The following is a 15,795-nucleotide window of genomic DNA, read 5'->3' as shown; positions in this document are numbered from 1 at the left end:
GCTCAGGCGATGCGGTCCAGGACGATCGGGTTCGGGGTGAACTCCGTGCCCGGGGCCGCGATGTCCCAGGCACCCGTCAGGGACGACAGCGCGTAGTCGAACTTCTCCGGGGTGTCCGTGTGGAGGGTGAGCAGCGGCTGGCCCGCCGTCACCGTGTCGCCCGGCTTCGCGTGGAGCTCGACGCCCGCGCCCGCCTGCACCGGGTCCTCCTTGCGGGCGCGGCCCGCGCCCAGGCGCCAGGCGGCGATGCCGATGTCGTACGCGTCCAGGCGGGTGAGGACACCCGTGGACGGGGCCGTGACGACGTGCTGCTCGCGGGCGACCGGGAGGGTCGCGTCCGGGTCGCCGCCCTGGGCCGCGATCATCCGGCGCCAGACGTCCATCGCCGAGCCGTCCGCGAGGGCCTTCGCCGGGTCGGCGTCCTTGATGCCGGCCGCGGTCAGCATCTCGGCCGCCAGGGCGATCGTCAGATCGACGACGTCCTTCGGGCCGCCGCCGGCCAGGACCTCGACGGACTCGCGGACTTCGAGCGCGTTGCCGGCGGTCAGGCCGAGCGGGGTGGACATGTCGGTGAGGAGGGCGACCGTCTTCACGCCGCTGTCCGTGCCGAGGCCCACCATCGTCCGCGCCAGCTCGCGCGCGTCCTCGATGTTCTTCATGAAGGCGCCGGTGCCGACCTTGACGTCCAGGACCAGGGAGCCGGTGCCCTCGGCGATCTTCTTCGACATGATGGACGAGGCGATCAGCGGGATCGCCTCGACCGTGCCCGTCACGTCGCGGAGCGCGTACAGCTTCTTGTCCGCGGGGGCCAGGCCGTCGCCCGCCGCGCAGATCACCGCGCCCGTGGTGTCGAGGACGTGCAGCATCTCCTCGTTGGAGAGCAGCGCGCGCCAGCCCGGGATCGACTCCAGCTTGTCGAGCGTGCCACCGGTGTGGCCGAGGCCGCGGCCGGAGAGCTGCGGGACGGCCGCGCCGCAGGCGGCGACGAGCGGGGCGAGCGGGAGGGTGATCTTGTCGCCGACGCCGCCGGTGGAGTGCTTGTCGGCGGTGGGGCGGGACAGCGCGTCGAAGTTCATGCGCTCGCCGGAGGCGATCATGGCCGCGGTCCAGCGGGCGATCTCCGTGCGGTTCATGCCGTTCAGCAGGATGGCCATGGCCAGGGCGGACATCTGCTCGTCGGCGACCACACCGCGGGTGTAGGCGTCGATGACCCAGTCGATCTGCTCGGGGCTCAGCTCGCCCTTGTCCCGCTTGGTGCGGATGACGGAGATGACGTCCATGGTGGTGCCTCTTTCTACGCGCATAGAGGGGGAAAGGGGGAGCGACCCTTCCATGGTGGCGGAAGGGCCGCTCGGAGGTGCTACTTGGCGAGGTGGTCCGGGCCGAAGGCCTGCGGGAGCATCTCGGCCAGGGTCAGGAACCCCGCCGGGGTCTCCAGGACGAGTTCGGGGCCCCCGAACTCGTACAGGAGCTGCCGGCAGCGCCCGCACGGGACCAGGGACTCGCCGCGGCCGTCCACGCACACGAAGTGGGTCAGCCGGCCGCCGCCCGTCGCCTGGAGCTGCGAGACGAGCCCGCACTCGGCGCACAGGCTGAGGCCGAAGGAGGCGTTCTCCACGTTGCAGCCGGAGATCACCCGCCCGTCGTCCACGAGGGCCGCCGCGCCGACCGAGAAGCCCGAGTACGGGGCGTACGCGTGCGACATCGCCTCGCGGGCGGTCTCCCGGAGGAGGTCCCAGTCGGGCGCCGTCGTCACTTGCCCTGGCCCTTCCGGTACGGCAGGCCGTCCGCCTTGGGCATCCGCAGGCGCTGCGCCGACAGGGCGAGCACCAGCAGGGTGGTGATGTACGGGGCGGCGTCGACGAACTGGCTCGGGACCTCGTCGGTGAGGAAGTACCAGAGGAAGAACGCGGCGGAGAAGGCGGCGGAGATCGCCGCGGCCACGTACTTCTTCTTGTACAGCTGCCACAGCGCGGCAAGCACCAGGAGCAGCGCGACGAGCAGCAGCAGCGCGTGGACGTTCTCGGCGCCGCCGCGGATCTTGAGGCTGTCGGTGAAGCCGAAGAGGCTCGCACCGAGCGCCATGCCGCCGGGCATCCAGTTGCCGAAGATCATCGCGGCGAGACCGATGTAACCGCGGCCGCCGGTCTGGCCCTCCTGGTAGATGCCGGTGGAAACGATCGCCAGGAACGCGCCGCCGAGGCCGGCGAGGCCGCCGGAGACGACGACGGCGATGTACTTGTACTTGTAGACGTTGACGCCCAGGGACTCGGCCGCGACCGGGTTCTCACCGCAGGAGCGCAGGCGCAGGCCGAAGGACGTGCGCCAGAGCAGCCACCAGGTGGCCGGGATGAGCAGGGCGGCCACGATCGTCAGCAGCGACAGATGGGTGACCACGCCGCCGAGGATGCCGGCGATGTCCGAGATCAGGAACCAGTGCTTCTGCTGGAGGTCGATCAGCCAGTCCGAGAGTCCCGGGATGGTGATGTCGGTGATCGGGTCGATGCGCGGGGACTGCTTGGAGGAGCCGCCCTCGGCCTCGGCGAAGGTGAAGTTCGACAGGTACTGGGTGAAGCCGACCGCCAGGATGTTGATGGCCACACCGGAGACGATGTGGTTCACGTTGAACGTGACGGTGATGATCGCGTGCAGCAGGCCGCCGATCGCGCCGCCGAGGATGCCGACGACGACACCCGTCCACGGGCCCCACTGGTAGCCGGCCCAGGCGCCGAACCAGGTGCCGAGGATCATCATGCCTTCGAGGCCGATGTTGACGACGCCCGCGCGCTCGGCCCACAGGCCGCCGAGACCGGCCATGGCGATCGGCACGGCGAGCTGGAGCGCACCGGAGATCTGGCCGACGGAGGTGAGGTCGTCGGCCCCGGAGACGACGCGGACGAGCGAGAAGAGGACGAGGCCGGCCGCGACGATCAGCAGGATCCAGGGCCAGGTCAGCTTGCGACGTCCGGCCTTCTTGGGCGCGGCGCTCGGCTTGGCAACGGTGCCGGTGCTCATGCCGTCACCTCCTTGTCGGTCTTGATGGCGCCGCCGGCGGCGAGCTCCTCGCCGACCTTCTGCTGCTGGCGGCGGAGGCCGTAACGGCGGACGAGCTCGTAGGAGACGACCACGGCGATCACGATGATGCCCTGCATGATCTGCGTGATCTCCTTCGGGTACCCCGCGATGTCCAGGCTGGAGGACGCCTTTTCGAGGAACGCGAAGAGGAGGGCGGCGAAGAGGATGCCGACCGGGTGGTTGCGGCCGAGCAGCGCGACGGTGATGGCGGTGAAGCCGACGCCGACCGGGAAGGCGAGGCTGTACGTGTGCGACTCGCCGAGCAGGATCGGCATGCCGGCCAGACCGGCGAGGCCGCCCGAGATCAGCATCGCGGTGATGATCATCTTCTTGGCGTCGACGCCGCTGGCCTGGGCCGCGGACTCGCTCTCACCGGTGGCGCGCAGGTCGAAGCCGAAGCGCGTGCGGTTGATGACGAACCAGTAGACGACGCCGAGCGCGAGGGCGACGAAGGTGAAGCCGTAGATCTGGCCGCCCTCGCCCATGTCGATGCCGGGGAACCAGCCGGACTCGGGGATCTGACCGGTGGTGAGGTCGTTGGAGCCCGCGGGCTGGACGCCGAAGTTCTTCGGCAGGATCAGCCAGGCCACCAGGGAGGTGGTGATGGCGTTGAGCATGATCGTGGAGACGACCTCGGAGACACCCCGGGTGGTCTTCAGGATGCCCGCGATGCCGGCCCAGAGGGCGCCGGTCGCGATGGCGACGAGCACGATGACCAGGATGTGCAGCGGACCGGGCAGGTCGACGGCCGCGCCGACCAGCGCCGAGACCATCGCGGCGAGGCGGTACTGGCCCTCGACGCCGATGTTGAAGAGGTTCATCCGGAAGCCGACGGACACGCCCAGGGCCGCCAGATAGAGGATCGCGGTGTAGTTGATGATCAGGACCTGGACGTCGGAGTACCCGGCGTTGTCGATCATCAGCCGGATCGGCTCGATCGGGTCGAGGCCCGTCGCGAGCAGCACCAGGACGGTGAGCACGAAGGACGAGACCAGCGCGAGCACGGGGCCTGCGGCCCCGATGATCAGCTTGTCCTTGTCGATTTTCTTCATCGGGCGTCACCGTCTTCGGGCTGCTCTTCGGTGCCTTCGAGCCGGCCGGTGGCCGCGCCGGTCATGGCGGAGCCCAGCTGCTCGGGCGTGATGGTGGCGGGGTCGGCGTCGGCGACCAGCTTGCCCCGGTACATGACCCGGAGGGTGTCGGACAGGCCGATCAGCTCGTCGAGGTCGGCGGAGATCAGCAGCACCGCGAGGCCCGCTCGGCGGGCGTCCCGGATCGCGTCCCAGATCTGCGCCTGCGCGCCGACGTCCACACCGCGGGTGGGGTGGGCGGCGATCAGGAACTTGGGGTTGTGGCTCATCTCGCGGCCGACGATCAGCTTCTGCTGGTTGCCGCCGGAGAGGGAGGACGCGGTGACCTCGATGCCGGGCGTGCGGACGTCGTACTCGCGCACGATCCGCTCGGTGTCCTTGCGGGCGGCCTTCGGGTCGAGGATGCCGCGCTTGGAGTTGGGGGCCTCGGTGACGTGGCCGAGGATGCGGTTCTCCCAGAGGGGGGCCTCCAGGAGCAGGCCGTGACGGTGGCGGTCCTCGGGGATGTAGCCGATGCCGCCCTCGCGGCGCCTGCGCACGGAGACCTTGGAGATGTCCTCGCCGTCGAGCCTGATGACGCCCCTGTCGGGGGTGGCCATGCCCATCAGCGCGTCGATGAGCTCGGTCTGGCCGTTGCCCTCGACACCGGCGATGCCGAGGATCTCGCCCTTGTGGATGGTGAGCGAGATGTCGTCGAGGAGCTTGCGCCCGGTGGCGACCTCCTCGTACACGGTGACCGCGGCGGAGGGGTCTGCGGGGGCTGCCGTGGTCAGCGGGGCGACGGCGGCGCCGCTCTCGACCAGGCTCAGGTTCTCGACCTGGAGCATCGGGACGTCGGTGACCGTCGACTCGCGGGTCTCCGGCGAGGGCAGCTCGCTGCCGACCATCAGCTCGGCGAGCTGCTTGGTGGTGGCGGTCTTCGGGTCGGCGGTGCCGACCGTGGTGCCCCGGCGGATGACGGTGATGTCGTCGGCGACCTTCAGGACCTCGCCCAGCTTGTGCGAGATGAAGATGACCGTGAGGCCCTCGGACTTGAGCTCGCGCAGGTTGTCGAAGAGCGCGTCGACCTCCTGCGGGACGAGGACGGCGGTCGGCTCGTCGAGGATGAGGATCCTGGCGCCGCGGTAGAGCACCTTGAGGATCTCCACGCGCTGCCGGTCGGCGACGCCGAGGTCCTCGACGAGGACGTCGGGGCGTACCCCGAGGCCGTACGCGTCGGAGATCTCCTTGATCTTCTTCCGCGCCTTGGCGCCGATGCCGTAGAGCTTCTCGCCGCCGAGGACGACGTTCTCCAGGACGGTGAGGTTGTCGGCGAGCATGAAGTGCTGGTGCACCATGCCGATGCCGCGGGCGATGGCGTCACCGGGGCTCGAGAAGGTGACCTGCTCGCCGTCGACCGCGATGGTGCCCTCGTCCGGCTTCTGCATGCCGTAGAGGATCTTCATGAGGGTCGACTTGCCGGCACCGTTCTCGCCGATGAGGGCGTGCACGGTGCCCTTGCGGACCGTGATGGCGATGTCCTTGTTGGCGACGACGCCGGGGAATCGCTTGGTGATGCCGTGCAGTTCTACGGCGGGGGGGCTGGACGCGTTGATGACGCACTCTCCTTGGCCGGAAGGAGTGGGAGCGGGAGGGCAGGGCGGGGCGAAGTTATCGTGCCAGGGAGACATCTACACGCGTAGCGCTGCCGAAAAATGAAAACCCGTACGGGAATGGGGCCGGGGCCCGGGTCCGGTGGGGGTGCCACCGGACGCCGGGCCCGGGCTCAGGTCGTGACCTGGGTGTCCTTACGGAGCGGTCTTGACCGTGATCTTGCCGTCGACGATGTTCTTCTTCGCCGCGTCGACCGCGGCGATGAGGTCCGTCATCTTCGTGTACGCCGGGTTGGAGTCGGCCAGGCCGACGCCGTTCGCGGCGAGACCGTAGCGGATCTCACCGGTCTGCGGCTTGCCGTCCTTGACCGACTTGATCACGTTGAAGACCGAGCCGGAGACGTCCTTGGTGACCGAGGTCAGGATGTGGTCCTTGTACGAGGCCAGACCCGCCTGGTTGTACTGGTCGGAGTCGACGCCGATGGCCCACTTGCCCGCGGTCGCGGCGGCCTCGATCGAGCCCGAGCCGGCCAGACCGGCGGCGGCGTAGATCACGTCGGCGCCCTTGTCGATCTGACCCTGCGCGGCGGCCTTGCCGAGGTCCGGCTTCGAGAAGCCGTCGAAGTTCGGCGGCTGGGTCAGGTACTGGACGAGCACCTTCGTCTTGGGGTTGGTGTCCTTGACGCCCTGGGCGAAGCCCGCCTCGAACTTCTTGATCAGCGGGACCTCGACACCACCGATGAAGCCGACCGTGCCGGTCTTGGACGCCTTGGCGGCGGCGACGCCGGCCAGGTAGGAGCCCTGCTCCTCGTTGAAGACCAGGTTGGCGATGTTCGGGGCGGTCACCGAGGTGTCGTCGATGAGGCCGAACGTGGTCTTCGGGAAGGACTTGGCGACCTTCGCGATGGCCGGGGCGTAGGAGAAGCCGACGCCGATGACCGGGTTGTTGCCGGCGCGGGCCAGCGAGGTGAGGCGCGCGACCTTGTCGGCGTCGCTCTCGCCCTGCGAGGGCTCGGCCTCGGAGCCCTTGACGCCGAGCTCGTCCTCGGCCTTCTTCAGGCCGGCGTAGGCGGCGTCGTTGAACGACTGGTCGCCGCGACCGCCGATGTCGTACGCGATGGCGACCTTGGCCGCCGAGCCCGAGGTCGAGCTGGAGCTCGAGCCCGTGTCGTTGGACGACTTGCCGCACGCGGTGGCGGACAGGGCGAGCGCCGCGGAGGCAATGCCCACGGTCGCGATCCTGGTGATCCGGCGCAAGAGGAGGGTCCCTTCAAGACTGACCGAAAGCGCCTCTTCCGGCGCTGGTTTCGCGGCGATCGTAACGCGCGTAGATGTCAGTTAAAGACCCGTTCATGAGTCGTTATCGGATCGTCGCGAACCGGCCAGCCGAGGCGACCGGGGGCGTTCGGCCCGGTACCGCCGGTTATACAGCCCGGTAAGGGCGTTGGGGAGGCCCCGGAACGAAGACACGCCGAACTCTCGGCCGGACGGCCGAGTGTGCCGTCCGGCCGGATTTCAACGCTTTCGGCGTGGCGTTGATCACCGCCGGGGCGTGGCGATGATCACTCGCCGCCACTCCCGGACGTGACCCCCGTCAGGGCTTCGGCGTGGCGTCGAGCAGGGCCGCGGCCGTGAAGAGCTCCACGCCGGCCTCGATGCACCGCTCGTCCACGTCGAAGTCGCCGGCGTGCAGGTCGCGCACCCGGCTGTCGCCGGGGGTGCGGACGCCGAGGCGGGCCATGGCGCCGGGCACGTGCTCCAGGTACCAGGAGAAGTCCTCGCCGCCGAGGCTCTGCTCGGTGTCCTCGATCGCGTGCGGTCCGCGACGGGCCGTCATGGCGTCGCGGAGCAGTTCGGTGACGCCCGGGTCGTTGACGACCGGGGGGACGCCGCGGACGTACGTGACCGTCGACTTGGCCCGGTGCAGGGAGGCGACCTCGTCGATCGCCGCGTGGACCAGGTCGGGGGCGTCCCGCCAGGCGGGCAGGTCGAGGCAGCGGACGGTGCCGGAGAGCTCGGCGTGCTGCGGGATGACGTTGGGGGCGTGGCCGGCCTCGATGCGGCCCCAGGTGACCGAGAGGCCCGAGCGGGCGTCGACGCGGCGGGCGAGGACGGCGGGGACGTCGGTGGCGACCCGGGCGGCGGCGGTGACGAGGTCGGTGGTGAGGTGCGGGCGGGCGGTGTGGCCGCCGGGGCCGTCGAGGGTGATCTCGAGGCGGTCGCAGGCGGAGGTGATGGGGCCCACCCGGAGGCCGATCTTCCCGGCGTCGACCCGGGGGTCGCAGTGGACGGCGATGATCCGGCCGACGCCCTCCAGGACCCCGGCCTCGACCGCGTCGGCGGCACCGCCGGGCAGGACCTCCTCGGCGGGCTGGAAGATCAGCCGCACGGCGTTCGGCAGGAGGCCCTGGCGGTCGAGCTCGGCGAGGACCAGTCCGGCGCCGAGGACGGTGGTGGTGTGGACATCGTGTCCGCAGGCGTGGGCGCGGTTGGCCACGGTGGAGCGGTAGGCGACGGTCTTGACGTCGGGGATGGGCAGCGCGTCGAGGTCGCCGCGGATCGCCAGCACGGGCAGGCCCTCGGTCCGGGTGCCGATGTCACAGATGAGCCCGGTGCCGGCCGGCAGGACCTTCGGCGCGAGGCCGGCCGCCTCCAGGCGGGCCTTGAGCGCGGCGGTCGTACGGAACTCCTGGTTCCCGAGCTCGGGGTGCATGTGCAAGTCCCTGCGGAAGGCGACGAGTTCGGCGCGCAGGGATTCGGACAGCGTTCCGGGCAGGGTGACGGAGCCTGGCTCACGGGACTTCAACTGGTTCACCCTTTGAAGGGTAGGCCCGTGGAGAGGTCAACTGCCCGTTGATCACGAGAATTTCAGCCCCTTAGGGGAAAGAATCTCAGTTTCGCAGGCATGAACCTCACTCCTGGTGGGTACGCTCAGCCGAATTCGAGCCGGTCGGTGGCGTTCGTCACCCGGGTGGTGAGCCGGTCGACCTCGTGGGCCGCGGTGCCCGCCACCCCGGACAGGAAGCCCTGGGCGCGCGGTGAGGCGGTCGCCCGCAGCCACTCGGGCGCTATCTCGATGACGGCGACCTTCACGCCCGTGCCGGCGAGGGCCAGCGGCAGGGTGTGCACGACCGTGGACGGGAAGCTGACGACCGTACGTCCGATGGGGCCGCGCCGGGCGATCAGCTCCAGGGGCAGATCGGGCCGGACGACCTGAAGGCCCGTCTCGACCGCGATCCGGTGCAGCTTCTCGGCGGACTCCCTGCGGTGCGCGAAGTAGCGGGTGGCGCCGTGGGCGCGGGCGAGCTCGCTCACCACGCGCGCGTAGTGGTCGGAGTCGACGACTCCCGTCTCGACCAGCGAGGTGCCGACCAGGTCCGCGCCGCCGGTGAGCAGGGGCGGGCCGAAGCGGTCCCGGGTCCAGGCGTACGCGTTCTCGGTGACCGTGACGCCCGGCGGGGCCTCCACGGGCAGCGAGGTGAAGATCTCGACCGTACGGCCCCGGGCGGGGGCGAGCCGCCGCCGGGCGAGGGTCGTCACCGGGGCGAGCACCAGCTCGCGCGGGCCCAGGCTGCCCTTGCGGTGCCAGCGCACCAGGCGCTCGCCGCGGCCGAGCTGGGCGGCGAACTCCATGGTCGCGGTGCCGTCGTCGACCACCGTCAGGTGCCGGGGGGCGAAGAGGGTCAGGAGGAGCTGGACGTACCGGGAGAACGGGTCCCCGATGATCACCCGCTCCGCCGAGCGCAGCGGCCGGGCGAGCTGCCGCAGGGTGCGGACGAGGGCGCCGCTGCCGCCGCGGGCCTCCTGCCAGCGGACGGTGAGGCCCTCGTCGCGGGCCAGCTGGGCCATCCGGCGCAGCTGGCCCCGCGACATGGGGTCGGTCGGCGAGAGGACGACGACCGTGAGGGGTGAGGTGGCGTCCGCGGGGACGGGTGCCGGGGCCGCGGGGGCCCCGGCGGAGGGCGCGTCCGGGGACGAGCCCCGGGTGTGCGCCCATTCCAGGACGTTGAGGAGCTGGACCGGGCTCTCGACGAACGCCAGCTGCCCGGTCATGCGGCGACGGTGCCCTGGACCCGGCGGAGCTTCTTCATCGGGCCGAGCTCCGACTCGTACACCTTCTTGACGCCGTCGCCGAGGGCGGTCTCGATGGTGCGGATGTCGCGGACGAGGCGCTGGAGGCCCTGCGGCTCGACGGAGGCGGCCTGGTCGGAGCCCCACATGGCGCGGTCGAGGGTGATGTGGCGCTCGACGAAGGCGGCGCCGAGGGCGACGGCGGCCAGCGTGGTCTGGAGGCCGGTCTCGTGGCCGGAGTAGCCGATCGGGACGTTCGGGTACTCCTCCTGGAGCGTCTGGATGACGCGGAGGTTGAGCTCCTCGGCCTTGGCCGGGTAGGTCGAGGTGGCGTGGCAGAGCAGGATGTTGTCCGAGCCGAGGACCTCGACGGCGTGGCGGATCTGCTTCGGCGTCGACATGCCGGTGGAGAGGATGACGGTGCGGCCGGTGGCGCGCAGCTCGCGGAGCAGCTCGTCGTCGGTGAGGGAGGCGGAGGCGACCTTGTGGGCGGGGACGTCGAACTTCTCCAGGAAGGCGACGGCCTCGGTGTCCCACGGGGAGGCGAACCAGTCGATCCCCTTCTCCTTGCAGTACTCGTCGATCTGGCGGTACTCGTCCTCGCCGAACTCCACGCGGTGGCGGTAGTCGATGTACGTCATCCGGCCCCAGGGGGTGTCGCGCTCGATGTCCCACTGGTCGCGCGGGGTGCAGATCTCGGGGGTGCGCTTCTGGAACTTGACGGCGTCGCAGCCGGCCTCGGCGGCCACGTCGATCAGCTTGAAGGCGTTGTCGAGGTCGCCGTTGTGGTTGATGCCGATCTCGCCGCAGACGTAGACGGGCTGACCCGGGCCGGCGGTCTTGGTGCCGAAGGTGCGCAGACGGGTGTTCATGGTGTTCCTTACGAGTTGGGCGAGTTGGGGGTGTCGAGCTCGGGTCCGAGGAGCCAGGCGGCGATCTCGCGGATCGCTCCGGAGCCGCCCGGGGTGACGGTGACCGCGCGGGCGGCGGCCCGTACGGAGTCGTGGGCGCTGCTCACCGCGACGGGCCAGCCGACGAGGTGGAAGCAGGGCAGGTCGTTGACGTCGTTGCCGGCGTAGAGGACGCGCTGCGGGTCGATGCCCTCGGCCTCGCACCACTCCTTGAGGGCGCGGTCCTTGCGGTCGATGCCGTGCAGGACGGGGATCTTGAGCTTGCGGGCGCGGGCGGCGACCACGGCGTTCTGCTCGGTGGAGAGGATGAGGACGGGCAGGCCGGCGCGGCGCAGGGCCGCGATGCCGAGGCCGTCGCCGCGGTGCGCGGAGACGAACTCGCGGCCCTCGGCGTCGAGATGGACCCGGTCGTCGGTCTGGGTGCCGTCGAAGTCGAGGACGACGGCGTCGACGTCGGCGAAGCCGGGCGTGACGGGCTCGTCGAGGAGCGGCGCGAGGGCCTTGGCGCGGGCGAGGTCGTGCGGGTCGTCGATCTCCAGGACCCGGGCGGGATCGGTGACGACGAGCGCGGTACGGCCGAAGAAGCGGTGCCCGTGGGTACGGAAGCCGGCCGCGTCCATCGCGTAGACGGCGCCGGTCTCCAGGTACTCGGGCTCCCGGTCCTGGCGGCGCGGGCGGTGCGCCTTGTCGTGGTTGACGCCGGTGGCCCCTTCGGGGGTCTCGCGCCAGAGGAAGCCGTGCGACGGGGCGGCCGTGAAGGCGGTGTCGGCGGCGCCCGAGGTGATCCGCTCGGCGGTCTCGGCGACCTCGGCGGGGGTGAGGAAGGGGCTCGTGCACTGGACGAGGAGGACCACGTCGGCCGGGCGGCCGTGGGTGGCCTCGAAGGCGTCCATCGCGTGCAGCACCGCGGCCTCGCTGGTGGCCGTGTCGCCCGCGATCTCTGCGGGGCGGTGGACGGCCTCGGCGCCGGCGGTGCGGGCCGCCGCCGCGATGGCGGCGTCGTCGGTGGAGACCACGACGTGGGTGACGGTGCGGGCGCCGAGGCAGGCGTGGACGGCGCGGGCGACCAGGGGGACCCCGGCCACCGGGGCGAGGTTCTTGGCGGGCACGCCCTTGGAGCCGCCCCGGGCGGGGATGACGGCGAGCACGGTCGGGGTGCCGGGCTTCGGGGCCGGGCTCGCGGGCGGCGTGGCGGTGGCGCTCATCAGAGTTCTCCCAGGCGGCGGATGACGGGTGCGACGCGCTGCACGCCGTGGCGGTACGCGCCCCGCGCGGCCTCCCGGACGACCCGGCGCAGCCCGCTCTCGCGGGGCTCGGGCGCGGTGACGTCCAGGCGGTGGCGGGCGAGGATCCCCGGCAGGTAGCCGGGGGCCGACTCCGCCGTGTAGTAGGGGGTGATCGGGGGCAGCGCGGCGAGCGCGAGGAGTTCGGCGACCCGGTCGCGCGCGGCGTCGAAGGCCTCCCCGTACGAGCCGTCGGAGGCGACGCCCTGCCGGGCGAGCCAGGTCTCGTCGGGCACCGGCACGTGCCCCTTGTCGAGCCGGTCGAAGGAGGTCAGCAGGCCGGAGCCGACGAAGTGGTGGTTGCCGAGCGCCTCGCGGACCCCGAGGTCGGTGAGGATCGCGGTGGGGATCCGGCGGTGGAGCGCTTCGAGGGCGGCCGTGGAGGAGACGGTGACGAGGAGGTCGGTGCGGTCGAGGACCTCGCCCATGTGCCCGTACACGAGCCGGAAGTTGGCCGGCGGGTCGAGCTCCCGGACCAGCTTCTGGAACGGGAACTCCTCCAGGTGCGTGGTGTGTTCGCCCGGCTTGGAGCGGAGCTTGAGGAGCACCTCGCGGCCCGGGTGGAGGCGGGCGTGCCCGATCAGCCGCTCCAGGACGTAGGCCCGTTCGGCGCGGGTGGCGGGCACGGAGGGCTGGGCGGCGAAGACCAGGGCGTCGCGGCCGTCCCGGGGGGCGTGCGGGGCGCCGCCGAGGAAGGGCAGCGCGGCCTCGACGACCGAGTCGGCGCCGGCGCCCACGCCTTCGTAGACGGCACGGAAACGCTCGGCGTCGTGGCGGGAGTTGGCGAGGACCACGTCGGCGCCGTGGCGCAGCAGGAGGCCGTCGGTCAGCTTCTCGTAGACGACGCCGACATAGCCGGTGACGATCACCGGGCGGCGCTCCAGGCCGAGGTCGGCCAGCCCCTGGAGGACGGCCCGGACGGTGCCGCCGACCAGGGCGAGCACGAGGACGTCGTATCCCTCGCCGCGCGCCTCCGCGTCCCGTACCGCACGCAGGAACTCCGCGCCCGTCACCTCGCGCGGGGTGGCCCGGGACACCCCGGTCTCGGCGAGCTGGCGCGCGGTGGGCGTGGCCCGTCCGCGCAGGACGAACCCGGTGGGTTCGGCGGTCGCCGTGGTGATGCGGCGCGCCGTGAGGGCGCCCCATTTCCACCGGGTGTCGGAGTCGGCGAGTACGGCGACCCGTACCGCTTCACTGTTACTTCCTTGCACGTCGAGGACGCTAGAAGGGCATTCCGCTTTCCGGCCCAACTGAGCCACAACAAACGGTGAACAGAGCCTCTCCGCCCGTTGAAGTGGGTCGCCGTCCGGACGCGGAGAGGCGGATTTCCCCTGCAGGGAAAGGCGGTTAATCGGCCCGCCGCTTGGTGTTCACCGAAAAGCTGCCCGGCGGTCGGTGGGAATGCCGGGGCGGCGCCTAGCGTCGGCCGCGTGGTCAAGCTCTCCGTCGTCGTGCCGTTCTTCAACGTGCAGACATACGCCCCCGACACCCTCACGAGCCTGCGGGCCAACGCCCGAGAGGACTTCGAGTTCCTGCTGGTCGACGACTGCTCGTCGGACGGGACTCCGGAGCTCCTCGAACGGGCCGCGCGCGAGATCCCGGGTGCCGTCCTGATCAGGCACGAGCAGAACGAGGGCCTCGCCACGGCCCGGAACACCGGCCTGGACGCCGCCCGCGGCGCGTACATCGCCTTCCTCGACGGGGACGACTGGCTCGCCCCCGGCTACTACGGCCGGCTCGTCGACGCCGCCGAGTCGCTGCGCTGCGACTTCCTGCGCACCGACCACGTCTCGGTCACCGGCCGGAACCGCGCGGTGCGCCGGGTGCCGGTCCCCCGCCGCGGCGAGGTGCTGCGCCCGCGGGACGCGATCCTGCCGGCGCACCGGACGACCTCGGTCGACTACCCGTACGCCTGGGCCGGGATCTACCACCGGCGGCTCCTGGACCGGGGTCTGCTGCACTTCCCGCACGGGCTGCGGACGGCCGAGGACCGGCCGTGGATCTGGAAACTCCACCGCGAGGCGGAATCGTTCGCCGCGATCGGGGAACTCGGTGTGTTCTACCGGCGCGGAGTGGCGACCTCGCTCACTCAGATCGGTGATGTCCGGCAATTGGATTTCATCCGCGCGTTCGACCAGGTGATCGAGGAAACGGCGAAGGACGCGGACGCGGATCTTCTTCTCCCGAAGGCGGTCCGTACGTATTGCGCGGTGATTTCCCATCACGTCGGTTCGATCGAACGGTTCGAACCCGAGGTGGCGCGCCGGCTGAAGGCGATGAGCGCGGGCGCGCTGCGGCGGATGCCTCAGGACGTCCTCGACGAGGCCCTGACCTCGATGGGCGGGGACCGCGCGACGATGCTCCGCCGGCTGCGCAGGCGCCGCCCCGCACCCCCGCCGACCGCCCCCGCGCGCGAGGCCGGCGCGAACTCCCCGGAGGTGGCCGCGTGAGCGCCCGCCGGACCACCCAGATCTTCTGCGCCTCCACCCTCTACGGCGCCGTGACGCTCGCCGCCGCCCTCGACAGCGGCAGCTTCGCCGCCGCCGACCGGCGGATCCTCCTGGTCACCAACAACGCGGCCGTGCCGGAGACGACCCCCGCCCTGGACGAGGCCGAGGGCTTCGAGCGGCTGCGCGGCCGCTTCGACTCCGTCCTGTCCTGGAACGAGACGATCTCCCCGCTCCACCCGGCCGGCTGGACCCCGCGCCCGAGCGACCTGCCGCTCCTCCAGCGCCATCTGCGCACGCTGTGGAACCTCGGCGACGACCACGTCGAACTCGCCCTGGAATCCCTCCAGGTGACACCCGCGCTCGCCATCGCCCAGCTGCTCCCCGACGCGCCGATCACGGTGTACGCGGACGGTCTGATGAGCTACGGGCCGACCCGTAACAAGATCGACCCGCTCATCGGCGGGCGCGTGGGCCGGCTGCTCCACCTGGACCTCGTCCCGGGGCTCGCGCCGCTGCTGCTCGCCGAGTTCGGGGCGGTGCCGGAGCCGGTGCCGACGGAGGCCTTCACGAAGGTCGTCGAGGAGCTGTCGGGGCCGGGCGCGGAGGCCTCCGGGGAAGGGCCCGCGCTGCTCCTCGGCCAGTACCTGGCCGCGCTGAACCTGCTGACGGCCTCCGAGGAGGAGGAGCTGCACCTGCGGATGGTCCGGGGCGCGATCGCCCGCGGCCACCGGCGGCTCGTCTTCAAGCCGCACCCGACGGCCCCGGACGCCTGGACCCGAACCCTTGCGGAGGCGGCCGAGGAGCTCGGAGCCGTACTGACCGTCGAGGACCGGCCGGTGCTCGCCGAGGTGCTCTACCGCGAGCTGCGGCCCGCGCTCGTCGTCGGCTGCTTCTCGACGGCGCTGCTCACGGCGGCGACCTTCTACGGGCTGCCGGTCGCCCGGGTCGGCACGCGCCCCCTCCTGGAACGGCTCACCCCGTTCCAGAACAGCAACCGGATCCCGCTCACGGTCGTCGACGCGGTCGTCCCGCCCCTGGAGGCGGAGGGCGGCGGCACCGGGGTCGGTACGGAGGAGCTGAACGACCTGGTCGCGGCGGTCGGCTTCGCGATGCAGCCGAAGATACGCCCGGAGCTGCGGGAGGCGGCGGTGCGGCACCTGTCGGGCCCGCTCGCCGAGCGCACCCGGCACCACTTCACCCGGCGCCGCCTCACGGTCCTGAACCTGCCCGGCGGCCTGCCGATCCCCCGCCACCCGAAGGTCCGCCGGCTCGCGCGCCGCGCGCTGCGGCTGCGCAAGGCGCTGAAGAGGTAAGGCCCCGGA

13 protein-coding genes are annotated in these 15,795 nt (G+C 71.6%); 2 read left to right on the top strand and 11 right to left on the bottom strand.

The features are described from left to right. Positions 1-2 precede the first annotated feature (2 nt). The 11 genes from ACN9M0_RS22845 to ACN9M0_RS22795 form a co-directional block, all read right to left on the bottom strand. The gene (locus tag ACN9M0_RS22845; protein ID WP_366040880.1) at positions 3-1,280 is read right to left on the bottom strand and encodes a thymidine phosphorylase; all 1,278 of its coding nucleotides are present in this window, start codon (positions 1,278-1,280) and stop codon (positions 3-5) included. Positions 1,281-1,360: 80 nt separating this feature from the next. Beyond that, the gene (locus ACN9M0_RS22840; RefSeq protein ID WP_366040879.1) at positions 1,361-1,756 is read right to left on the bottom strand and encodes a cytidine deaminase; all 396 of its coding nucleotides are present in this window, start codon (positions 1,754-1,756) and stop codon (positions 1,361-1,363) included. Further along, a complete protein-coding gene (locus tag ACN9M0_RS22835) occupies positions 1,753-3,015 on the bottom strand; it encodes an ABC transporter permease (RefSeq protein ID WP_366040878.1) in 1,263 nt (420 codons plus the stop codon). The genes ACN9M0_RS22840 and ACN9M0_RS22835 overlap by 4 nt, the downstream gene beginning before the upstream one ends. Beyond that, positions 3,012-4,127: an ABC transporter permease gene (locus ACN9M0_RS22830; RefSeq protein ID WP_366040877.1), complete on the bottom strand. Its 1,116-nt coding sequence runs from the start codon at positions 4,125-4,127 to the stop codon at positions 3,012-3,014. Before ACN9M0_RS22830 ends, ACN9M0_RS22835 begins: the two co-directional genes overlap by 4 nt. Next, positions 4,124-5,836 carry an ABC transporter ATP-binding protein gene (locus ACN9M0_RS22825; RefSeq protein WP_366040876.1) on the bottom strand — a complete coding sequence of 571 codons (1,713 nt, stop codon included), beginning with the start codon at positions 5,834-5,836 and terminating at the stop codon, positions 4,124-4,126. Before ACN9M0_RS22825 ends, ACN9M0_RS22830 begins: the two co-directional genes overlap by 4 nt. A gap of 117 nt (positions 5,837-5,953) precedes the next feature. Then, entirely contained in the window at positions 5,954-7,015 is a 1,062-nt protein-coding gene (locus ACN9M0_RS22820; RefSeq protein WP_366040875.1) for a BMP family lipoprotein, read from the bottom strand. A 337-nt stretch (positions 7,016-7,352) separates the two neighbouring features. Beyond that, positions 7,353-8,573 (bottom strand): amidohydrolase, encoded by a 1,221-nt coding sequence (locus ACN9M0_RS22815; RefSeq protein ID WP_399695906.1) that lies wholly within the window; start codon positions 8,571-8,573, stop codon positions 7,353-7,355. Between the two features lie 116 nt (positions 8,574-8,689). After that, positions 8,690-9,811, bottom strand: coding sequence for a hypothetical protein (locus tag ACN9M0_RS22810; RefSeq protein WP_366040873.1), 1,122 nt, complete (start codon positions 9,809-9,811; stop codon positions 8,690-8,692). After that, positions 9,808-10,701 carry an N-acetylneuraminate synthase family protein gene (locus tag ACN9M0_RS22805; RefSeq protein ID WP_366040872.1) on the bottom strand — a complete coding sequence of 298 codons (894 nt, stop codon included), beginning with the start codon at positions 10,699-10,701 and terminating at the stop codon, positions 9,808-9,810. The genes ACN9M0_RS22810 and ACN9M0_RS22805 overlap by 4 nt, the downstream gene beginning before the upstream one ends. Before the next feature lie 8 nt (positions 10,702-10,709). Next, positions 10,710-11,945: a cytidylyltransferase domain-containing protein gene (locus ACN9M0_RS22800; protein WP_426404112.1), complete on the bottom strand. Its 1,236-nt coding sequence runs from the start codon at positions 11,943-11,945 to the stop codon at positions 10,710-10,712. Then, a complete protein-coding gene (locus tag ACN9M0_RS22795) occupies positions 11,945-13,234 on the bottom strand; it encodes a DUF6716 putative glycosyltransferase (protein WP_366040870.1) in 1,290 nt (429 codons plus the stop codon). The genes ACN9M0_RS22800 and ACN9M0_RS22795 overlap by 1 nt, the downstream gene beginning before the upstream one ends. A gap of 219 nt (positions 13,235-13,453) precedes the next feature. Between ACN9M0_RS22795 and ACN9M0_RS22790 the strand changes: the two genes are divergently transcribed. Then, positions 13,454-14,473: a glycosyltransferase family 2 protein gene (locus tag ACN9M0_RS22790; RefSeq protein ID WP_426404111.1), complete on the top strand. Its 1,020-nt coding sequence runs from the start codon at positions 13,454-13,456 to the stop codon at positions 14,471-14,473. Next, on the top strand, positions 14,470-15,786 hold the full coding sequence (locus tag ACN9M0_RS22785) for a polysialyltransferase family glycosyltransferase (protein WP_366040868.1): 1,317 nt from the start codon (positions 14,470-14,472) through the stop codon (positions 15,784-15,786). The genes ACN9M0_RS22790 and ACN9M0_RS22785 overlap by 4 nt, the downstream gene beginning before the upstream one ends. The last annotated feature ends 9 nt before the right edge of the window (positions 15,787-15,795 follow it).

Source organism: Streptomyces sp. R-07, from assembly GCF_049913175.1.
Taxonomy (GTDB): Bacteria; Actinomycetota; Actinomycetes; order Streptomycetales; family Streptomycetaceae; genus Streptomyces.
This window is presented reverse-complemented; position numbering and strand designations above follow the sequence as displayed.